This window comes from Sphingomonas sp. Leaf231 (assembly GCF_001421995.1).
Lineage (GTDB): Bacteria > Pseudomonadota > Alphaproteobacteria > Sphingomonadales > Sphingomonadaceae > Sphingomonas.
Window position 1 is genome coordinate 355866 of the sequence record NZ_LMLS01000003.1, and the last position, 20184, is coordinate 376049.

General features: G+C 67.5%; 19 protein-coding genes and 1 pseudogene. 9 read left to right on the top strand and 11 right to left on the bottom strand.

Annotated elements, in window-relative coordinates; all coding sequences use genetic code 11:
- Window positions 1-128 precede the first annotated feature (128 nt).
- Window positions 129-380: a hypothetical protein gene (locus ASE95_RS12860; RefSeq protein WP_235528314.1), complete on the top strand. Its 252-nt coding sequence runs from the start codon at window positions 129-131 to the stop codon at window positions 378-380.
- 190 nt (window positions 381-570) lie between these two features.
- Here the strand turns inward: ASE95_RS12860 and ASE95_RS12865 are convergent, their stop codons facing one another.
- Window positions 571-819, bottom strand: coding sequence for a hypothetical protein (locus tag ASE95_RS12865; protein ID WP_056636757.1), 249 nt, complete (start codon window positions 817-819; stop codon window positions 571-573).
- Window positions 820-972: 153 nt separating this feature from the next.
- A complete protein-coding gene (locus tag ASE95_RS12870; protein ID WP_056636759.1) occupies window positions 973-2097 on the bottom strand; it encodes an NADH:flavin oxidoreductase in 1125 nt (374 codons plus the stop codon).
- 88 nt (window positions 2098-2185) lie between these two features.
- Between ASE95_RS12870 and ASE95_RS12875 the strand changes: the two genes are divergently transcribed.
- From ASE95_RS12875 to ASE95_RS12890, 4 genes are all read left to right on the top strand, one after another.
- On the top strand, window positions 2186-2617 hold the full coding sequence (locus ASE95_RS12875; protein WP_056636762.1) for a winged helix-turn-helix transcriptional regulator: 432 nt from the start codon (window positions 2186-2188) through the stop codon (window positions 2615-2617).
- Window positions 2618-2810: 193 nt separating this feature from the next.
- A complete protein-coding gene (locus ASE95_RS12880) occupies window positions 2811-4427 on the top strand; it encodes an NAD(P)/FAD-dependent oxidoreductase (RefSeq protein WP_056636763.1) in 1617 nt (538 codons plus the stop codon).
- Entirely contained in the window at window positions 4424-4963 is a 540-nt protein-coding gene (locus ASE95_RS12885) for a pseudouridine synthase (RefSeq protein ID WP_056636765.1), read from the top strand. Before ASE95_RS12880 ends, ASE95_RS12885 begins: the two co-directional genes overlap by 4 nt.
- Window positions 4960-5319 (top strand): reverse transcriptase-like protein, encoded by a 360-nt coding sequence (locus tag ASE95_RS12890; RefSeq protein ID WP_235528315.1) that lies wholly within the window; start codon window positions 4960-4962, stop codon window positions 5317-5319. Before ASE95_RS12885 ends, ASE95_RS12890 begins: the two co-directional genes overlap by 4 nt.
- A 90-nt stretch (window positions 5320-5409) precedes the next feature.
- On the opposite strand, the gene ASE95_RS12895 is transcribed toward ASE95_RS12890, so the two are convergent.
- From ASE95_RS12895 to ASE95_RS12910, 4 genes are read right to left on the bottom strand one after another with little or no spacing between them, the layout of a single operon-like run.
- Entirely contained in the window at window positions 5410-5934 is a 525-nt protein-coding gene (locus ASE95_RS12895) for a GNAT family N-acetyltransferase (RefSeq protein WP_056636769.1), read from the bottom strand.
- Window positions 5935-5938: 4 nt separating this feature from the next.
- Window positions 5939-6730, bottom strand: coding sequence for an enoyl-ACP reductase FabI (gene fabI, locus ASE95_RS12900; protein ID WP_056636770.1), 792 nt, complete (start codon window positions 6728-6730; stop codon window positions 5939-5941).
- Between the two features lie 28 nt (window positions 6731-6758).
- Window positions 6759-7709 (bottom strand): YihY/virulence factor BrkB family protein, encoded by a 951-nt coding sequence (locus ASE95_RS12905; protein WP_056636771.1) that lies wholly within the window; start codon window positions 7707-7709, stop codon window positions 6759-6761.
- Between the two features lie 6 nt (window positions 7710-7715).
- Window positions 7716-8657 (bottom strand): DnaJ C-terminal domain-containing protein, encoded by a 942-nt coding sequence (locus ASE95_RS12910; RefSeq protein WP_056636774.1) that lies wholly within the window; start codon window positions 8655-8657, stop codon window positions 7716-7718.
- Window positions 8658-8952: 295 nt separating this feature from the next.
- Here ASE95_RS12910 and ASE95_RS18320 point away from each other — a divergent pair.
- Window positions 8953-9828 (top strand): annotated as a pseudogene (locus ASE95_RS18320) (acyltransferase family protein); the annotation flags it as partial.
- 84 nt (window positions 9829-9912) lie between these two features.
- On the opposite strand, the gene ASE95_RS17330 reads toward ASE95_RS18320, so the two are convergent.
- The 4 genes from ASE95_RS17330 to ku form a co-directional block, all read right to left on the bottom strand.
- Window positions 9913-10794: a transglutaminase family protein gene (locus tag ASE95_RS17330; RefSeq protein ID WP_082450122.1), complete on the bottom strand. Its 882-nt coding sequence runs from the start codon at window positions 10792-10794 to the stop codon at window positions 9913-9915.
- A 36-nt stretch (window positions 10795-10830) separates the two neighbouring features.
- The gene (locus ASE95_RS12920; protein WP_200918820.1) at window positions 10831-13218 is read right to left on the bottom strand and encodes a circularly permuted type 2 ATP-grasp protein; all 2388 of its coding nucleotides are present in this window, start codon (window positions 13216-13218) and stop codon (window positions 10831-10833) included.
- A gap of 265 nt (window positions 13219-13483) precedes the next feature.
- A complete protein-coding gene (gene ligD, locus ASE95_RS12925; RefSeq protein WP_056636778.1) occupies window positions 13484-15928 on the bottom strand; it encodes a DNA ligase D in 2445 nt (814 codons plus the stop codon).
- Entirely contained in the window at window positions 15921-16826 is a 906-nt protein-coding gene (ku, locus tag ASE95_RS12930; RefSeq protein WP_056636780.1) for a non-homologous end joining protein Ku, read from the bottom strand. The genes ligD and ku overlap by 8 nt, the downstream gene beginning before the upstream one ends.
- 152 nt (window positions 16827-16978) lie before the next feature.
- Between ku and pdxH the strand changes: the two genes are divergently transcribed.
- The 3 genes from pdxH to ASE95_RS12945 are packed head-to-tail and all read left to right on the top strand — an operon-like array spanning window position 16979 to window position 19309.
- Window positions 16979-17557 carry a pyridoxamine 5'-phosphate oxidase gene (gene pdxH, locus ASE95_RS12935; protein ID WP_056636782.1) on the top strand — a complete coding sequence of 193 codons (579 nt, stop codon included), beginning with the start codon at window positions 16979-16981 and terminating at the stop codon, window positions 17555-17557.
- Window positions 17554-18501, top strand: coding sequence for a cation diffusion facilitator family transporter (locus ASE95_RS12940; RefSeq protein ID WP_056636784.1), 948 nt, complete (start codon window positions 17554-17556; stop codon window positions 18499-18501). The genes pdxH and ASE95_RS12940 overlap by 4 nt, the downstream gene beginning before the upstream one ends.
- Window positions 18502-18514: 13 nt before the next feature.
- Window positions 18515-19309 (top strand): PhzF family phenazine biosynthesis protein, encoded by a 795-nt coding sequence (locus ASE95_RS12945; protein ID WP_056636786.1) that lies wholly within the window; start codon window positions 18515-18517, stop codon window positions 19307-19309.
- 75 nt (window positions 19310-19384) lie between these two features.
- Here the strand turns inward: ASE95_RS12945 and radC are convergent, their stop codons facing one another.
- The gene (gene radC, locus ASE95_RS12950; protein WP_056636788.1) at window positions 19385-20077 is read right to left on the bottom strand and encodes a RadC family protein; all 693 of its coding nucleotides are present in this window, start codon (window positions 20075-20077) and stop codon (window positions 19385-19387) included.
- Between the last annotated feature and the right edge of the window lie 107 nt (window positions 20078-20184).

Genomic DNA, 20184 nt, shown 5'->3' on the forward strand with positions numbered 1-20184 from the left:
GTCCCGCATCAACGTCGGCGCACGGGGGCGGGTCCGTGAGAACGACTCTCACCGCGTGCGCCGGTCGCACGACGCTGCTAGGGCGTATCGGACGGGGCGGGAGGAAGATGATGCACAAGGCAAGGATGATGATCGCGGCGGTGGCGATGCTGGCGACGAGCGGCTGCGTGCGCACCGCGTGGAACGTCGCGACGCTGCCGGTGAAGGCGGTAGGCAAGGGTGCCGACCTGATGACCACCAGCGCCAAGGAGCGCGACGAAAAATACACGCGGCGGATGCGCAAGCAGGAGGAGCGCGAGCAGAAGGAGCAGCGCGAGCGCGAGAAGGAATGCCGCAAGCACCCGGACCGTTGCCAGCTGGACGCGTACCCGCGCCAGTAACGGCGCGCCTCGTCGCGTGACCGGCTCATCGGGAAACGATGCCGGGTTGCGGTGGCGATCCGATGGTTCCGGGCCGGGTTGCCGACACCTGCCGCATTGAACGCTGGGTTGTCCGTCAAAACTCCGCCCAAATCAGGGCCGGAGCGATGGGCCGCTCCATGGCGGCCTCATCGCTCCGTCATCGGCGGCATCACTCCGTCGACGGTGCGTTCGGTTGTTCGCCGCTCTTCTCGTCGCCAGCCTGATTGCCGCCGTGATAGGCGCGTTCGGTCTGGCCACCATGAAAGTGGCCGCCTTCCTTGCCGGTGTGCGGGTTTGGATAGGCGCCGCCCTGGCTCTCGCCCTTGCTGTCGCGACGGCTGGCAACTTCGCCGTTCGCGTCCGGAACATGCGGCTCGGTGCCTTCGCCATCGGCCTGCATCGGTTGCTTGTCGGTCATGTCGTCCTCCGAAATCGTCCGAGCCGTTCCTACGCGCGGATGCGGCAAAGGGATGCGCGGGGAAGGGGCTTGGGGCCGAATCCGGGTCGATGTGCGCGCGACGACCGGCGGATCACCGACCCGTCCTGCCGAACGGGTCAGGTCGGGTGGGGGTCAGACCAGTTCGCCCAGTGCGCTCGCCTCGAAGCCCTTCAGCCCGTCGGCATCGCCCGCGCGCACCTTGGCCACCCAGTCGGCGTCGCTGATCAACACGCGCCCGACCGCGATCAGGTCGAACTCGTCACGCTCCATCCGCGCCACCAGCCGGTCGAGATCGGTGCTGGTCGATCCCTCGCCGCCGAACGCTGCCATGAACTCGCCCGACAGCCCCACCGAGCCGACGCTGATCGTCGCCGCGCCAGTAAGCTTCTTGGCCCAGCCCGCGAAGTTCAGCCCGTCCGCGCCGTCGATCTCGGCGAACTCCGGCTCCCAGAACCGGCGCTGCGAACAATGCAGGACGTTCGCGCCCGCCTCCACCAGCGGCAGCAGCCAGTCGGTCATCGCCTGCGGCGTTTCGGCCAGCCGTGCACGGTAATCCTGTTGCTTCCATTGGCTGACGCGCAGGATGACCGGCATGTCGGGGCCGACCGCCGCGCGCACCGCCTTGACCACCTCGCCCGCGAAACGCGAGCGTTCGCGGATCGATGCGCCGCCGTAGCTGTCGCTGCGCTGGTTGGTGCCGTCCCAGAAGAACTGATCGATCAGGTAGCCGTGCGCGCCGTGGATCTCGACCGTGTCGAAACCGAGCGCCTTCGCCTCCGCCGCCGCACGCGCGAAGGCGGCGATCGTGTCGGTCACATCCTCGTCGCTCATCGCCTGCCCGCGCGCCTCGGCAGGGGCGTTGTAGCCGGACGGACTCTCGACGGGCGCGGGCGGTGCCCAGCCGTCGGCGGGCGGGCCGTTGGTCGCGCCGGTGTGCCAGATCTGCGGCCCCATCTTGCCGCCTGCATCATGGACCGCGTCGATCACGCCTTTCCAACCGGTCAGCGCCGCATCGCCGTGGAAGAACGGGATGCCGGGATGATTGCGCGACGACGGACGGTCGATGACCGTGCCTTCGGACAGGATCAGGCCGACGCCGCCCTCTGCCCGGCGGCGGTAATAGGCGGCATTCGCCTCGCCCGGCACGCCTTCCGGCGCCATCGTGCGCGTCATCGGGGCCATGACGATCCGGTTGGGCAGATCGAGCGAGCCGAGGCGGAAGGGGCGGAACAGGGTATCGACCGAGGCGGTGGACATGGATGGCCTTTTCTTGAGATTGCAGCCAGACAGGTATATATCGGAAACCTGACGTCAATAACGCACCACCGATCGACTAGGTATCTTCATGGAAACCGCCACCGCCACCGCCACCGCCACCGCCGCCTCCGTTTCGGCCGTCGCGCCGCCATCGGCGCGCTGCCAGCATTTCGCGGGGGATTGCCCCAGCCGCACGCTGCTGGATCAGATCGCCGACAAATGGTCGATGATGGTGCTGACCGTGCTGGATGCCGGCCCGATGCGCTTCAACGCGATCCGCCGTCATCTGGAGGGTGTGACGCAGAAGGCGCTGACGCAATGCCTGCGTCGGCTGGAGCGCAACGGCATGGTATCGCGCCGCGTCATCCCGGCCTCGCCGGTGGCGGTCGAATATGCGATCACCCCGCTCGGGCGGTCGCTGCACCAGCCGTTCAAGGCATTGTACCGCTGGACGATCGACAATATGGCGGATGTCGACGCGGCGCGTCGCCGCTTCGACGAGCAGCGGGCGGCAACGTAGGTTCGCCGCCTGATCGCCGGCAAGCTACGCGACGAGGGGACACTGTCCTACGAGGCGTTGGTTGGGTTACCTCCGTCGTCCGATGCCGCACGACGACGGCGGCTCCCGGTATCGGTCACGCTTCACAACCCGCCATGGTCTCAACATTCGCAACATTCGCCTGCGCCGCGAACCCGTATAAAGCCCGTCCGACATGATCCGCATCACCGACCTGAAACTGCCGCTCCACCATGCCGACGAGGCGTTGCCCGCCGCGATCGTCAAGCGGCTGCGCATCACCCCGCGCGATCTGATCCGTTTCGCGGTCGCGCGGCGCGGGGCGGACGCGCGCGAACACGGCAATATCGCGCTGGTCTATACGGTCGACGTCACGGTGAAGAACGAGGCGACCGTGCTGGCGCGGGCGCGCCGCGACCGCGACGTCGCGCTCACCCCCGACACCCGCTATCGCGCGCCGACCCCCGCCAACGATGGCGCGCCGCGCCCGGTGGTGATCGGCGCCGGCCCCTGCGGGCTGTTCGCGGCGCTGATCCTGGCGCAGGCCGGATACCGGCCGATCGTGCTGGAGCGCGGCAAGGTGGTGCGCGAACGTACCAAGGACACGTGGGGGCTGTGGCGGCGCAGCGTCCTGAACCCCGAATCGAACGTCCAATATGGTGAGGGCGGGGCGGGCACGTTTTCGGACGGCAAGCTCTACAGCCGGATCAAGGACCCGCGGCACTTGAACCGCAAGGTGCTGACCGAGTTCGTGAAGGCCGGCGCTCCCGAGGATATCCTGACCGAGGCGCATCCGCATATCGGCACGTTCCGGCTGGTGACGATGGTGGAGAGCATGCGCGCCACGATCGAGGAACTCGGCGGCGAATATCGCTTCTCGACCCGCGTCGACGGGCTGGACATCGCCACCGATGGCGGCGGGCAGCGGCGGGTGCGCGGGCTGCACCTTCACGATGGCGGCTATCTGGAGGCCGGGCATGTCGTGATGGCGATCGGCCACAGCGCGCGGGACACGTTCGGGATGTTGTTCGCGGCCGGCGTTCATGCGGAGGCCAAGCCGTTCTCGATCGGGGTCCGGATCGAACATCCGCAATCGTGGATCGACCGCGCGCGTTTCGGTCCCGACGCCGGGCACCCGGTGCTGGGTGCGGCGGAATACCACATCTCGCATCACTGTTCGAACGGACGCACCGTCTACAGCTTCTGCATGTGCCCCGGCGGCACCGTGGTCGCCGCGACATCCGAGGAAGGCGGCGTCGCGACCAACGGCATGAGCCAATATTCGCGCAACGAACGCAACGCCAATTCCGGGTTCGTCGTCGCGATCGACCCGGCGCGCGATTATCCCGGCGAACCGCTGGCCGGCATCGCGCTGCAACGCCATTGGGAACAGCGCGCGTTCGTCGCGGGCGGATCGAACTACATGGCCCCCGCGCAGCGGGTCGGCGATTTCCTCGCCGGCCGCCCCTCGACCACGCTGGGCAGCGTCGTGCCGTCCTACAAGCCGGGGGTGACGCCCACCGACCTGGCCGAATGCCTGCCCGATTTCGCGATCCAGGCGATGCGGGAGGCGATTCCGGTGTTCGGTCGCCAGATCAAGGGGTATGACCATCCCGACGTGGTGATGACCGGGGTGGAGACGCGGACGTCCTCGCCGGTGCGCTTCACCCGCGGCGAGGATATGCAGAGCCTCAACACCATCGGCCTATATCCGGCCGGCGAGGGGGCGGGTTACGCCGGCGGCATCCTGTCCGCGGCGGTCGACGGCATCCGCGTCGCGGAGGCGGTGGCGGGGCATATCGCCGCGGCATGACGCTGGTTCTGTTCAACAAGCCGTATGACGTGCTCAGCCAGTTCACCGATCGAGGCTCGCCGACGACGCGCGCGACACTGTCGGACTTCATCGACGCGCCGGGCGTCTATCCGGCGGGGCGGCTGGATCGCGACAGCGAGGGGTTGCTGTTGCTGACCGACGACGGCCGGTTGCAGGCGCGGATTGCCGATCCGAAGTTCAAGCTGCCCAAGACCTATTGGGTGCAGGTAGAGGGCGTGCCCGACGACGCGGCGCTGGCGGCGCTGCGGACGGGTGTGTCGCTGAACGACGGGCCGACGCGTCCTGCGGAGGCCGAGCGGATCGACGCGCCCGCATTGTGGCCGCGCGTGCCGCCGATCCGCCAGCGTGCCAGCATTCCGGACACGTGGATCGCGCTGACGATCCGTGAGGGCCGCAACCGGCAGGTACGCCGCATGACCGCCGCGGTCGGCCATCCCACGCTCCGGCTGGTGCGCTGGCGGGTGGGCGACTGGACGCTGGACGGGATCGCCAGCGGCACGTGGACGCGCGCGTGAAGATCTTCTTCGATGGCGGGTTGCGTCCGGCGGGGATGGAATATGCGCTGGTCGCGGGCGGGCGTACGTACATGCGTCGCGACCTTGGCCCCGGCACCAGCATGGAGGCGGAGTGGCTGGCGCTGACCGCCGCGCTGCGGCTGGCGCACGACCTGGGCCTGGAAGAGGCGTTGCTGCTCGGCGATGCCGCGGCGGTGATCGCACAGGCGCACGGTGCGATCCGCTGCCCACCGGTGCATCGCGGCCATCTGGAAGCGTTTCAGGCGCTTCCACGGCCCGACCGGCTGCGCATCCGCTATCTGCGTCGCACGCAGAATCTCGCGGGTATCGCACTGGAACGCTACGCTATGGCATAGGACGGGACGACGTTCGGGTTTACGGGTCGTAAGTCTGCGCAATGACCGGCGAGATGGTGGTGCCACCGCGTGGGCTGGATCCGCCGTGTCCTACTCGGCGGCCAACCTGGCGAAGGCGGCGGCGTGCCGCGCCTCCCCGCGCACACCGCACGGCATCAGCCCGCCCTGCACCGGCAGCGTCATGAAATGCTCGCCGGCATAGGGGGAAGCGAAGTTCCTTGCGTAATCGGCGTGGAAGCCGAACCGTTCGTAGAAACCGGGTTCGCCCACCACGAAGCACAGCACGACCCGCTCCGCCTCCAGCCGCTCGATCCCGGCGTGGATCAACGCCTCGGCCACGCCCTGTCGACGATAGGGCGCGGCGACCGCGACGGGCGCCAGCGCAACGGCTGCGATCTCCTTGCCGCCGACATCGACCTGCATGCGGCTGAACCCGATCATCCCGGCGAGCACGCCCGTTTCCTCGTCCGCGGCGACGAGCACCAGCACCATATCGCCGTCCACGCACAGTCGCCGCACCAGATCGGCTTCGTCGGCGCGCGGCAAGCCGGCCCGCAGCAGCGCATCGATCGCGGCGACGTCCTGCCCTTGCGCCGCGCGGATCGCGATCGTCACGCGATCATGCCAGCGCGATGTCCGGCGCGTCCTCGGCCTTCATCCCGATGACGTTGTAGCCGGCGTCGACATGGTGGATCTCGCCGGTCACGCCGCTCGCCAGATCGGAGAGCATGTACAGCCCGGCGCCGCCGACATCCTCGATCGTCACCGTGCGGCGCAGCGGCGAGTTCAGCTCGTTCCATTTAAGGATGTAGTTGAAGTCGCCGATGCCGCGCGCCGCCAGCGTCTGGATCGGGCCGGCCGAGATGGCGTTGATGCGGATGTTGTCGGGGCCGAGATCGACCGCCAGATACTTCACGCTCGTTTCCAGCGCCGCCTTCGCCACGCCCATCACGTTGTAATGGGGGATGACCTTTTCCGCGCCATAATAGGTCAGCGTCAGGATCGCGCCGCCTTCCGGCATCATCGCGCGCGCGCGCTGCGCCACCGCGACCAGCGAGTAGGCCGAGATGTTCATCGTCATCAGGAAATTGTCGAGCGTGGTGTCGTAATAGCGCCCGCGCAGCTGCGACTTGTCGGAAAAGCCGATCGCATGGACGACGAAATCGATCGTCGGCCATTCCTGCGCCAGCGCCGCAAAGGTCGCGTCGAGCGCATCCATGTCCGCCACGTCGCAATCGAACAGCCGCGCGACGCCCAGCTGTTCGGCAAGTGGGCGCACCCGCTTCTCCATCGCCGCGCCCTGATAGGAAAAGGCGAGCTCCGCCCCGGCCTCGCTCAGCTTCTTGGCGATTCCCCAGGCCAGTGACTTGTCATTGGCCAGCCCCATGATGAGCCCGCGCTTGCCCGCCATCAATCCATTCACGCGATGTCCTGCTCTCTTACTCTGTCTGTCCGGCCCCCTCTACAACCGCTTCGGGCGGCTCCGCCAGTGCTGCGTTGAGGTGGGCGCCGAAGACAAGGCCCAGCCCGATCAGATAGAAGAACAACAGCATCACCACCACACCCGCCAGGCTGCCATAGGTCAGGTCGTACCCGCCGAGCTGCGACAGCGCCCAGGGCAGGCCGGCGGTCATGCCGACCCACCACATGGTGGTGAACAGTGCGCCCGGCCATTTCAACACTTCCGTCCGACGGTATTTGCCTGGGGTGACCGAGTAGAACAGCATGTAAAGCGCGCCGAACATGATGACCGCGGGCACCAGTCGCGCGATGTTCAGCCATTCCGCGACATGCTGCGCCACGGGAAGCAGGCGATAGATGAACTGTTCCGCGGCGATCAGCATGCCCTGCACGAGAAACGCCAGCAGCGCGATCATCACCGAGGCGACGATCGCGAGGCTGAGCCCCAGTCGTGCCCGCCAGAGCGATTGCGACGACCGCGTGCCGTAAGCGCGGCGAAAGATGTCGCGGATCGTCTCCGCGAAGCTGCCGACCGTCCACAGGCCGACCAGTGCGCCGAACCACAGCAACGGTCCGGTGCGTGCCTGAAGGACATTGCCGATCGGCACGCGCAACACCTCCGCGACGTCGCGCGGCAGGACCGACAGGAACCCGGCCAGCCCATGCTGCACCTCGTCGCTCTGCCCGAACAGCGAGGCGACGGCCGCCGCGACGATGAAGAACGGGAACACTGTCATCAACGCCAGATAGGCAAGGTTGCCGGCGTGGATGAAGCCGTCGGTCCACACGCCCAGACCGGCCCGTTTCAGCACTTCGATCGAATAGGCACCCGGGCGGAGCCGCGCGAGCTGGCGATCGAACCGGCGGTGCGCGGCGCCGTGCTGGCGCGCGCGATCCTCCGGCGTCAGCGAAAGGGGGATGTCCGACACGGCATGTCAGACGCCCATCGCGGCGCGGGGGTTCCCCCCGCCATCCCAACCGGCGACGAACGCCTTGAGCGCGGCATCGTCGGCGGGCACGTCGACCGACAGCGTCACCAGCTGGTCGCCGCGCTCCCCACCTTTGCGATGGAAGCCCTTTCCCTTCAGACGCAACGTCTTGCCTGACGTCGCCCCCGCCGGCACCGCGATCATGACCGGGTTCTCGACGGTCGGGCATTTGACCTTGCCGCCTTCCACCGCTTCCTTGAGCGAGATTGGCAAATCGAGCCGGACGTCGTCGCCGTCGCGGGTGAAGAAACGATGCGGCTGCACCTCGATCGTGACGATCGCGTCACCGGGGCCACCCGGCCCCTCGTCGCCTTTCCCGGCCAGTCGCATCTGCGTGCCGGTATCGACCCCCGCGGGCAGCTTCAGGTCGATGGCGCTGCCACTGGCCAGCGTGACCCGTTGCGGTGCGAGCGTCGCGGCGTCGGTGAACGGCACGCGCAAGGTATAGGCCACGTTGCCGCCCTTTGCGGGCGGACCTCGCCGGCCGAAGCCGCTGGCGAAACCGCCAGCTCCGCCGCCACCGGCGCGGGTCCGGCCGCCGAACAGCCCTTCGAAGATGTCGCTCATATCGGGCGATTCGGCCCCGCCGGCATCGAAGCCCTGCGAGCGGAAACCGCCGGCGCCCGGATGCGCCCGTCCGGCGCCGAAGCCGAATGGTGCGGCGGGATTGCCGTCGCCGTCGATCTCGCCGCGATCGAAGCGCGCGCGCTTGTCCTTGTCGGTCAGCAGGTCGTAGGCGCCGGTCACTTGCCCGAACCGTTCGGCCGCCTTGGGATTGTCGCGGTTGCGGTCGGGATGCAGCTCCTTGGCGAGCTTGCGATACGCTTTCTTGATGTCCGCCTCGCTGGCGCCGCGCGCCACGCCCAGCGTCGCATATGGATCGGCCATGGTTTCCCCGATTGGTGTGTTACTCGTCTATGTGGGGCAGGGTGCGGCCAAGCGCAATCGGTTTGCCGCAGGCCGCGGCAACGGACTTATCGGCTCCGGGTTACCCAAATCGGGTAGTCACGACGCAGCATTTCGGCAAACAAATCCGTAATAAGGCACGGCGCTTTGTCACTTGTCATGGCGTGAAGAAGGCCATCAAATGACGTCGTTGGTATCGCCCCGCTATGACAGCCAGTCGCCAGGCAGCGCCGCGACGACGATACAGCCCGCCGTATCGGTATTTGATCGCAACCTTATGACCGTGCGCGGCATCGCGTGCTTCCTCGTCGTGGCTTATCATGTTGTCGGCATTGACGAAATGGCTGGCATGCACGTTTCCAACCAGTCCATCTGGCATTACGCGGTGGATAGCCTTGAGCTGATCAGAATGCCGGCGTTCACGGTGCTGTCAGGCTATCTATATGCGCGGCGTCGCGTGGATTCTGCTGGTTTTGCAGTGTTTTGGCAAAAGAAGGCACGCCATTTGCTGGTTCCGCTGGTCTTCGTCAGTGCGGTGACCTGGGCGCTTCGGGCGCACGTATATGGCGCCAGCGACCGGTTGGTGGATGCGTTGTTCTTCCATTACCAGCATTTCTGGTTCCTGCAGGCGATCCTGATCGTGTTCGCGGCCATCACGATCTGGGATTGCGCGGGCAGACCGGGTTGGGTGGGGCTGGTGCTGGCGATGTTCGGGCTGGTGGAGATCGGCCGTTCGATCGACCCGATCGATTTCCTGAGCATCAGCGGCGCGATGTACCTTGCGCCCTATTTCATCTTCGGCATCCTGCTGCGCGAGCATCGCAGCCTGTTCGTGCGCGACGACCTCATCCTCTTCGCGATCGGTGCGGTGGTGATCGTGACCCTGGTGCACCAGGGCGGATTGAATGCCGCGCTGCACCCGTTGTCGCGGATCGCGATGTCGGCGGCCATTTGCGGCATGGCCGGGACGCTTTTGATGCTGCGCTTCATGCCCGTCGTTCCCGTGTTCGAGAAGATCGGCGGCTACAGCTATTCTATATACCTGTGGCATTCGATCGCGGGGGCGCGCGCGCGTACGCTGGTGACGCCGTACCTCGGTTCGTGGATGCTGCCACTGTTCCTGGCGATGCTGGCCGCCGGCATCGGGTTGCCCATCCTGCTGCACCGGCTGGTGCGCGATATCCCGATGTTGCAGACCCTGATGATCGGGCAGGGCCGACGCAAGGCCGGCACCGCATCACTCCGCAATCGGCGCAACGTCGACGCTGACCTCCATCGCCTGCGCGCCCGAGCCGAGCACGACGCCATCAACCGGGGCAATCTCCGCATAGTCGCGACCGACCGCCACGACGATATGGTCGCCGGCCATCCAGATGCCATTGGTCGGATCGACGCCCACCCAGCCGCGTACCGGCCCGCACCAGATCAGCACCCAGGCATGGGTGGCGTCCGCGCCGACAAGTCGCTCCTGCCCCGGCGCGGGAATGGTGCGGATGTAGCCTGAGGCATAGGCGGCGGGCAGCCCGGCGGCGCGCAGGCCGGTCAGCATGATCTGCGCGAAATCCTGACACACGCCGCGCCGCTTGAGAAAAGCTTCATGCGGGGGAGTGTCGACCAGCGTCGCGGCGGGATCGAACGCGAAATCGTTCTGGATGCGCCGGGCCAGCGCGATCCCCGCCTCCAGCACATTGCGATCGGGCGCGAGATCGGGCGCGCAATAATCGGCGATCGCCCGGTCGAGCGGGATCAGCGGCGAGGGGTAGAGATATGCCGCCGGTCCCGCCGCCGACAGATCGTTGGAGGCGCGCGCCCAGCCCGCGACCTGTTCGATGGTGGGATCGTCCGCCTCGGGCACCGGCACCAGTCGGTCGACGGTGAGCCGCGCCACACTCTCGATCGTCAGTCGCCGCACCCGTTCGTCGACGACCAGCCGGGTGACGTGCGCCAGTCCCGCCTCGGCATGCGCGGGGGAGGTGCGACCGGAGGGCGCAACGTGCAGCGCATATTCCTCCAGCCGCTGTCCCGGCCAGTCGATCGGCTTCAGTCGCAGGTTGCACCGCGCGAACTTGACCGCGTTGCCATAATCGAAGCGGGTGGTGTGGTGGATGTCGTAGCGCATCGCTCTATCGGCCGATCCTGTAATACAAGGCCATCGTCACGCCAGTGTCAGCCCGCTGGCGCGCAGCGGTTCGGCACCTTGCAGGAAGTATCGCCGTGCGATCGCCTCCGACAGGCGGAACAGCCGCCGGTCGACCTCGATCAGCGTCTCCGGATCGAGCAAGGCGGCCTGCGCAGGCGCGACCAGCGCGTACAATTCGGTCGCCTCGATCTGCTGCTGTTCCGCCATGCCATCGTCGTCGAGCACCGGCAGCGCGGCGAGATGTTCGCGGATGCGTTCTACCTGAAAGGCCAGCGCGCGCGGGTTGCCGGGGTCGAGCACCGTGAGGTCGACCACCGGTACGCGCGCGATCCCGGTCAGGTAACGCTGGCGGTAGCTGATCTGGCTGTCGGCAAGGTCGAGCAGCGTCGACAGGTCGTCCGCCGATGCGCCGGCCATGCCGAACATCCGCGCCGCGCGTGAGATCGCGCGCGCGCGCTCGACCCGCCGGCCCAGATCGTGGAAGCGCCACGCCGCGGTGCGTCCCATATGCTCGGCGGACAATCCGGCGATCGCGGCGTAGCGGCGCTGGAGCGACCCGGCGCGATCGAGCATCCCGCGATGCGTGGGAAAGGGCGCGTCGAGCAGCCGCACCATGTCCAGCGACAGCCGGTCGCGTGACCCTCCGGCGATGCGCTGCGCATGGGTGTTGATCGCGGCGACCGACTGCCACTGCCCGCCCTGCGCCTCCATCGCGGTACGTGCGAAGGCGATCAGGTCGGCGCGACGCAGGCTGTCGGGCGCGGGAGCGGCACCGGTCTCGACGATCTCGGCGACCAGCCGCGCGATCGTCGCCTCGTCGGGCGCCGCACCGGGATCGGCATCGATCGAATGTCCCAGCATGACGCGGATCATCGCCAGCAACGCCTCGCCGCGTTCCAGATAACGTCCCAGCCAGAAGAAATTGTCGGCGACGCGGCTGGGCAGGGTGCCGGGGTTGCGGCGGATGTGGAGCGAATCGGCGGCGGGCAGCAGCGACACCGGCGCGACCGGATCGGCACCATGGACGCAGACGTCGGCGGACCAAATACCCTCGCCCATCACTGCGGCACGCGGGTCGGGATGCTCGCCGATCCGCGCGAACCCGCCCGGCAACACCTGCCACCGGCCGGTCGCGTCGCGGGCCGCGAAGACCCGCAAGGTGAATGGCCGCGGCTCCATGCGGTCGCCGATCACCACCGGCATCGTCGACAGGCGCACGACCTCCTGCCCGACATAATCCTGCGGGCGACGCGTGAGATCGCCGAGGAACACGGCACGCTGGTCGGGCGTCAGGTCGGCCCCGGCGACTGCGGCGTCGCCGGGCAGGCCCAGCGTGGCCGCCCCGAATGCCGATGACAGCAGCATCGACCCGAGTTCCGCACCGACGTGCGCGGCCTCACGCGGCTGCCCGCACCACCATGTCGCGATATTGGGCAGGATCAGATCCGCGCCGGTCAACCGCGTGGCGAGTTGCGGGAGGAAAGCGCCGAACGCGGCGCTTTCCAGCACGCCCGCGCCCGGCGCGTTGGCGAGCACGACATGCCCCTGCGCCCAGACGTCGATCAACCCCGGCACGCCGATCCGCGAGTTCGAATCGAACGCCAGCGGGTCCAGCAGGCGCGGATCGAGCCGACGCCACAATGCGTCGATGCGTTTCAGCCCGCCGATCGTTCGGACATACAATCGGTCCTCCAGCGCGGCGAGATCGTCGCCCTCGACCAGCAGCAGGCCGAGATAACGGGCGAGATGCGCCTGTTCGGGATAGCTGGGATTGTAGCGACCGGGCGTCAGCAACCCGATGCGCGGATCGCTGCGCTGGCAGGCTGCGGCCAGTCCTTCGCGGAACGCGGCGAAGAACGGCGCGTGCCGCCGCACGTTGAGCCGCGCCTGCAACCCGCCCAGCGTACGGCTGACCGCCAAGCGGTTTTCCAGCGCGTAGCCCGCGCCGGTGGGTGCGCGCAGGTGATCGGCCAGCACCCGCCATTCGCCGGCCGGGCTGCGACCCAGATCGACCGCGACGAAGTGCAGATGATGTCCGCCCGTGGGTGGCAGCCCGACCAGCGGCCGTAGAAAGAACGGACTGCCGGTAATCAGCGGCGCGGGAATATGGCCGCGTTCCACCAGTCGTGCGGGTCCGTACAAATCGCGCAGGATCGTCTCGAACAGATCGGCGCGCTGGATCACGCCGCGCTCGATCGTCGCCCATTCCGCGGCCTCGATCAGCAGCGGGATGGGACTGACCGGCCAGGGGCGCTCGCTCTCCTCGCCGATGACGCGGAAGCCGGTGCCGATGTCGGCGGCGTGCCGCTGCACACGCTCACGCGCGTGGCCAAGATCGTCGCCGGCAACCGCCGACAATTCCTCCAGCACCGCAATCCACGGCGCGGCGGCCGCGGCGCGCATCGTATCCGACGGCGCACCCGCGTAAGCGTCGTAGCGGCGTCGGGCGTGCGTCCGGCTGTCATGAGCGGGCTGCGTGGCCAGCGGTTCCTCCTTCAGCGGACTGGCGCGGACCCTAGGCGAGCGATCGGCCGAGTTAAATGGAATTGTGATCTGGATCGGCATTGTCGTGGCCGCCCCACGATCGAACGTGCCGCGTCCGTGGATGGGCGCACGCGCGGAAAGACTGCCCGGTGCAGCGTCCGGCTTTGCGTGGCCTGCGAACGGTTCAGAGATCCGGAAGGATCTGGTCCGCGACGCCCCATCCGTGCAGCGTTCGTCCGCTTGCCCGTGCGATCAGTTCCGTCGCGTCGCCGACATGCCAGTGCGCGGCGGTGTCGATGTCGCGCAGCTCGGTCCAGGACACCGGCGCTGCGACCGGCGCGCCGGCACGGGCCCGCGCGGCATAAGGCATGATCGCGGTCGCCCCGCGTTGATTGCGGAGATAGTCGATGAAGATCCGGCCCTTGCGCTTCGCCTTGCTCATCACTGCCACGAACCGTTCCGGTTCGGCCTGCGCCAGTGCGCGCGCGAACCGCTCGGCGAAACCGCGCACGGCCGGCCATTCGGCGTTCGGCGTCAGCGGCACGACGACATGCACGCCCTTGCCTCCGGACAGCAGCGGGAAGCTGACCAGGCCCAGTTCCGCCAATTGCTCCTTCAGGTGCGCGGCGGCGCGCTTCGTTTCCTCGAAACCCAGACCTTCGTCCGGGTCGAGATCGAACACCATCCGGTCGGGGCGTTCCAGCGCGTCGATGCGCGAACCCCAGCCGTGGAACTCGATCGTGCCCATCTGGACGCAGGCGACCAGTCCGTCGATGTCGTCGACCCAGAGATAGTTTTCGTCGTGGCCGTCCTTTTCGCGAATCGGCACCTGATGCACCGCGTCGCCGAACGAACCGGCATCGTGCTTCTGGAAGAAGCATTGCCGGGCGCGCCCCTGCGGGCAGCGCACCAGACTGACCGGGCGGTGGCCGGCCCATGGCAGCATCACCCCCGCCATCGCCGCATAATAATCGGCGAGGTCGCCCTTGGTGACCTTGCTTTCCGGGAAGATCAGTCGGTCGCGGCTCGACACCTTGATGCCGCTTCCCGCTTTCGGGATGGCGACCAGGGCGGGGCGTTCTGTGACCACCTCCGCCGCCGGCTTGTCGCCGCGCAGGCCGACGAAGCTGGAATGGCGCAGCACGCCATCGGGGGTCGTCTCGGCATAGGCGACCTCCGCCACCAGCACCGGCTTCACCCAGCGCGCATCCTTCACCGCGGCGCGCGGCGCGTCGACGGTCGGTGTCTTGCGCGCAAGCCGGTCGAGCCGGGTGCGCAGATCGTCCATGGTCGCAGCGTCGAAGCCGGTCCCGACCTTGCCCGCGTAGCGCAACGCGTCACCTTCGTGCACGCCGAGCAACAGCGAGCGGAAGCCGCGCGACTTGCTCGACGGGAGCCAGCCCACGATCACGAATTCCTGCCGCTGGATACACTTGGCCTTCAGCCATGCCGAGGTGCGTCGACCGCGATAGGGGGCGTCGGCGCGCTTGGAGACGACGCCTTCATATCCTTCCCGGCACATCGCGGCGAAAAGCTCCTCGCCCGCTCCCCCGACGTGCTCGGCGAAGCGCAGCCGTTCCTCGCCGTCGCCGACCACGGCGCGCAATCGTTCTTTCCGGGTGACATTGGGGAGGTTGCGCAAATCCTCGCCGTCGCGTTCCAGCAGATCGAAGGCGAAGAGCGTCATCGCGCCGCCGGCGCCGATCGCGTTCTTCAACGTCGAGAAATCCGGGCGTCCGTCCTTGAACGCCACGATCTCGCCGTCGATCAGCGCGCTTTCGACAGGGAGTGCGGCGGCCGCGGCGGCGATGCCGGGAAACTTCTCGGTCCAGTCGAGGCCGCTGCGCGTGAAGACCTTCGCCGTGCCGCCCCCGACCGCGATCAAGGCGCGGTAGCCGTCGTACTTCACCTCATGTATCCATTCCGCGCCCGTCGGGACGTGATCGACCAGGGTGCAAAGTTGCGGGGGTTCGAAGGACGGTATCGCCGCGGGTGGCGTTCCCTGCTTCTTGGCCGGCGGGCGTTTCTTCGGCGCGGGTCGCCGGGCAGGCTTCTTCCCCTCTGCAATCTCCTGCATCGTCCGGCCGGTCGCGATACTGGTCAGCGCGGTCTCGACCAGCGTATCGGTGCCGCCCGCCTCGGCATCGTTGATCTTGCGCAGCAGCCAGTTCTCCCGCTTTTCCTTGCCACGCGGGCGCAGGCGGATCAGCAGCCACTCACCCTTCATCCGTTCGCCATCCAGCACGAAATGCAGATGGCCCTTGTCGATGTCGGCAGCGCTCTTGCCCTTGATCGGCGACCAGGTGCCGCGGTCCCACAGCATCACCGTGCCGCCGCCATATTCTCCCGCCGGTATCGTGCCCTCGAACGTTGCGTAGGAAAGCGGATGATCCTCGGTCCGCACCGCCAGCCGCTTTTCATCGGGATCGAGGCTGGGGCCGCGCGTCACCGCCCAGCTTTTCAGGACGCCATCCACTTCGAGTCGAAAGTCCCAGTGCAGCCTCGTCGCGTCGTGCTTCTGCACCATGAAGCCGTTGCCCTTGCCGGGCGCCAGCGTACCCGCTGGCTCGGCCGTGCGCGAGAAATCGCGCTTGGCGTTGTAGCGTTCGAGCGGATCGCGTTCAGGCACGCTTCTTCGCCGCCGCGCGCTTGGCCGGGGTCTTTTCCGGCGTATCCTTTGCCGCGGCCTTCCCGGCGGCGGCTTTCTTCGCCGGAGCCTTGGCGGTAGCGGAGCCGCCGGATTTCTCCATCGACTTCTTCAGCGCCGCCATCAGATCGACGACGTTCGAGCCAGAACGCGCATCGTCGCCGTTTTTGTCCTCGATGATCTTGCGCCCCTTGGCCTTGCGCTTGCGCTCGATCAGCCCCTTCAGCGCATCGACGTAGCGATCGTGGAACTCGGCGGGGTCGAAGGACGCGGCCTTTTTCTCGATCAGCGCCTCCGCCAGATCGAGCAGGTCGGCGTCCGGCTTGTCGTCGGGAATATCGCGGAAATAGCCCTGGGCCTTGTGCACCTCGTCGGCATAGCGAAGCGTCTCCAGCACCATGCCGCGCCCGCACGGTTTCAGGCTGACGACATATTCGCGCCCACGCATCGCCAATTGCCCCAGCCCGACCTTCTTCGTCCGACGCAGCGCCTCGCGCAGCACGATGAACGCTTCCTCCGCCAGATCATCGGCGGGCACCACGAAATACGGCTTCTCGTAATACAGCACGTCGATTTCGTGCGCGTCGACGAACTGGGTGAGTTCCAAGGTCTTCTTCGACTCCAGCTTCACCGCGTCGATCTCGTCTTGTTCGAGCAGGACGTATTCGCCTTTCTCGATCTCGAAGCCCTTCATGATCTCGTCAACATCGACCGGGCCGACGCCGGGGGCTACCTTCTCATACTTGATGCGCTGACCGGTCGGTTCGTGGATCTGGTGGAAGGCGACCTGCGCGCCCGATTTCGTCGCGGAATAGATTTCCACCGGAATCGACACCAGCGCGAGCCGGATCTGTCCCTGCCAATATGCCCGCGCCGCCATCGCTGAAGCCTTTCATTGCGAAGGCGATTCAATCATCCGGCGCAGCGGGAGTTCCGCCGGCTTCGCACGCGATCGTCGAAGCGTGTGACGCCTGGACGATCGGGTGGACGACAACGGATGACGTGCGCGAAGGATCGCAGTAGGATGCGCGCATGGCCGACGATCCCTTCGCGCTGTTCGACAGCTGGTTTGCCGAGGCGCAGGCGAGCGAACCGAACGATCCCAACGCAATGGCGCTCTCCACCGCCGATGCGCGGGGCCGTCCTTCATCCCGCATGGTGTTGTTGAAGGGCCACGGTGCCGACGGCTTCGTGTTCTACACCAATCGCGACAGCCGTAAGGCCGATGACCTCACCGATAATGCACATGCGGCGTTGCTCTTCCACTGGAAGTCGTTGCGCCGCCAGATCCGGGTCGAGGGTGCGGTGGCGCTGGCCAGCGATGCGGAAAGCGACGCGTATTTCGCCAGCCGCGGCCGCGACTCGCGGCTGGGCGCCTGGGCGTCCGACCAGTCGCGCCCGCTTGACGATCGCGCCACGTTCGAGGCGCGGTTCGCGGCGATGCAGACCCGATTCGATGGGCAGGACGTGCCGCGCCCGCCGCATTGGGGCGGCTATCGCGTGGTACCCGACCGGATCGAGTTCTGGCAGGATCGTGCACACCGGCTTCACGAGCGTCGGCTGTTCACCCGCTCCGTGGAGGGGTGGGACGAAGGATTGCTGTTCCCGTGACCCGCGACGAACGCCGCCGCGTCATTCCGCTGGCGTTGCGCGCCGCGCTCGCCAGCGTGGCGATGGCGTGCGTGCTGTTGCTGGTGAAGGGCTATGCCGCATGGCACACCGGGTCGGTCGCAATGCTGGGCAGCGTCGCCGATACCGGGCTGGACCTGCTCGCCAGCCTGGTGACGCTGTACGGCGTAAAGCTGGCCGCCGAACCCGCGGACCACGATCATCGGTTCGGCCATGGCAAGGCGGAAGCGTTGGCGGCGCTGTTCCAGGTCGTGCTGATCACCGCGTCGGCGATCGGGATCGCGGTGCAGGCGATCCGCCGCTTTTCCGATCCCGTTCCCAACGAAGACGCCGGGCTGGGAATCGGCGTGTCGGTGGCGGCAATGGTCGCGACCTTCGCGCTGCTCGCCTATCAGCGCAGCATCATCCGGCAAACCGGTTCGGTCGCCATCATGGCGGACAACGTCCATTATCAGTCGGACATGCTGCTGAACGTCGCGGTGATCGCGGCGTTGGTGCTCGATCAATATGTCGGGCTGTCGGGTGCCGACCCGGTGTTCGGCATCGCCATCGCGCTGTGGCTGGCATGGGGCGCGTTCCAGGCGTCGAGCCAGGCGATCGACATGCTGATGGACAAGGAGTGGCCGGAACAGCAGCGAGCAGCCTTCATGGAGGTTGCCGCGCGCCAGCCGGGTATCCGTGGCATCCATGATTTCCGCACGCGCCGCGCCGGCAGCCACGATTTCGCGCAATTCCACATGGAGGTCGATCCCGACCTGACCATCCGCAACGCGCATGAGATCGTCGAGCGGGTCGAGATCGCGCTTCGCGAAACCTTTCCGCGGGTCGAGACGCTGATCCACCTCGACCCGGAGGGACATGTCGATACCGACAATCCGCTGGTCGAGGCCGATGCGCTGCCGCACTGGTTTTCCAAGCGCCTGTAAGGAGCCGGTGGCGATGCGCATCCCCTTCACCCAGGTCGACGCGTTCGCCGACCGCGCGTTCGCGGGCAATCCCGCCGCCGTGATGCCGCTGGCGACGTGGCCGGACGATACCGTGCTGCTGGCGATCGCGCAGGAGAACAACCTGTCGGAAACCGCCTTCCTGGTCCCCGATCCGAATGGGGAGGCCGATTACGAGTTGCGGTGGTTCACGCCGGCAGCGGAGATCGCGTTGTGCGGCCACGGTACACTTGCAAGCGGGCACGTCGTGCTGTCGTCCGATCCCGACCGCGCCGGAGTGCGATTCCGCACGCGCCGGTCGGGGGAGCTGGATGTGACGCGGGACGGCGCTGGTTATGCGTTGGCGCTCCCCGCGCTGCCGCCGTCGCCGCGTGCATTGCCCGGCGTGGTCGCGGCGCTGGGCGTCGATCCCGTCGCGACCTTGTGGCACGACGGCGGCTATGCGGTGGCGGTGCTGGCGGACGAGGCGGCGGTGCGCGCGTGCACGCCCGATCAGCATGCGCTGGCGCAGGAGGGGCCGTTGCTGGTGATCGTCACCGCGCCGGGAGATGCGACGGACATCGTCAGCCGCGCCTTCACCCCCGCCTATGGCATCGCCGAGGATCCGGTGACGGGTGCCGCGCATGCCGTCATCGCGCCCTATTGGGCGACGCGGCTGGGGCGCGACACTTTCACGGCGTTTCAGGCGAGCGCGCGCGGTGGGCGGATCGGCTGCCGCGTAGAGGGCGCGCGGGTGGTGTTGCGCGGCGATTGCGTCACCACGATCGAGGGTGTGTTCCTGCTGCCGTGAGCGGCCCGGGGGCGTGGCGGATCGGCATATGACCGTTCGTCCGCCACCTCCTGAAGGCCCGGACGCCGGACCCGTCTAGATCAACCCTTTCGCGCGCAGGCTGACCTGGCCGTTCAAACCGACGATCAGGTGATCGTGTACCGCGATATTCAGCGGCTTGCCCGCGGCGACGATCGTGCGGGTGATGTCGATGTCGGCACGGCTGGGCGACGGATCGCCCGACGGATGGTTATGGACCAGGATCAGCGCGGCGGAGCCGACCTCCAGCGCGCGCTTGATTACTTCGCGCACATGCACCGCCGCCTCGTCAATCGTCCCGCGGGCCATCACCTCGTCGCGAACCAGCATGTTGCGGGTGTTGAGGTGGAGCACGCGGAATCGTTCCACCATGTCGTGCGCCATGTCGGCATGGAGGTAATCGGCGAGCGCCTGCCAGTTCGACAGGATCGGCGCCTCGCGCGTGCGGGCCTGGACCAGCCGAATCGCGGTGGCGTGGGCGATGCGGATCGCCGCGGCACTTGTCTCGCCCATGCCGGCCACCCGCGCCAGCGCGTCCGGATCGGCGTTCAGCAACCCCGGCAGCCCGCCGAATTCACGCAGCAACGCCTTGGCGAGCGGCTTGGTATCCTGCCGCGGAATGGCAAGGGCCAGCAGGTACTCGACCAATTCGTGGTCGAGCAACCCGGCGGGATCGGCGAGCAGCCGCGCACGCAAACGGGCGCGGTGCCCTTTTGCGTCCTGCGCACGCATGTCCTTGTCGGCGGCCATCGCGCACGGGGTAGGTCGGTTCGGATCGAGGCGCAATTGCGCCCGCAGCGGGCTGTGCCCTATGACCCCGCCGACATGAACGACGCAGCACAGCAGCGGAAGAACCG

Excerpts from the sequence above, each read along its gene's own strand:
- ku (WP_056636780.1), bottom strand. The coding sequence starts at position 16,826 with ATGGCGGCGCGGGCATATTGGCAGGGACAGATCCGGCTCGCGCTGGTG.
- ASE95_RS12880 (WP_056636763.1), top strand. The coding sequence starts at position 2,811 with ATGATCCGCATCACCGACCTGAAACTGCCGCTCCACCATGCCGACGAG.
- ASE95_RS12945 (WP_056636786.1), top strand. The coding sequence starts at position 18,515 with ATGCGCATCCCCTTCACCCAGGTCGACGCGTTCGCCGACCGCGCGTTC.
- ASE95_RS17330 (WP_082450122.1), bottom strand. The coding sequence starts at position 10,794 with ATGCGCTACGACATCCACCACACCACCCGCTTCGATTATGGCAACGCG.
- ASE95_RS12860 (WP_235528314.1), top strand. The coding sequence starts at position 129 with ATGATCGCGGCGGTGGCGATGCTGGCGACGAGCGGCTGCGTGCGCACC.
- ASE95_RS12870 (WP_056636759.1), bottom strand. The coding sequence starts at position 2,097 with ATGTCCACCGCCTCGGTCGATACCCTGTTCCGCCCCTTCCGCCTCGGC.
- ASE95_RS12920 (WP_200918820.1), bottom strand. The coding sequence starts at position 13,218 with ATGCGCGCCGCGGCCGCCGCGCCGTGGATTGCGGTGCTGGAGGAATTG.
- radC (WP_056636788.1), bottom strand. The coding sequence starts at position 20,077 with ATGGCCGCCGACAAGGACATGCGTGCGCAGGACGCAAAAGGGCACCGC.
- ASE95_RS12910 (WP_056636774.1), bottom strand. The coding sequence starts at position 8,657 with ATGGCCGATCCATATGCGACGCTGGGCGTGGCGCGCGGCGCCAGCGAG.
- pdxH (WP_056636782.1), top strand. The coding sequence starts at position 16,979 with ATGGCCGACGATCCCTTCGCGCTGTTCGACAGCTGGTTTGCCGAGGCG.
- ASE95_RS12875 (WP_056636762.1), top strand. The coding sequence starts at position 2,186 with ATGGAAACCGCCACCGCCACCGCCACCGCCACCGCCGCCTCCGTTTCG.
- ASE95_RS12885 (WP_056636765.1), top strand. The coding sequence starts at position 4,424 with ATGACGCTGGTTCTGTTCAACAAGCCGTATGACGTGCTCAGCCAGTTC.
- fabI (WP_056636770.1), bottom strand. The coding sequence starts at position 6,730 with ATGGCGGGCAAGCGCGGGCTCATCATGGGGCTGGCCAATGACAAGTCA.
- ASE95_RS12865 (WP_056636757.1), bottom strand. The coding sequence starts at position 819 with ATGACCGACAAGCAACCGATGCAGGCCGATGGCGAAGGCACCGAGCCG.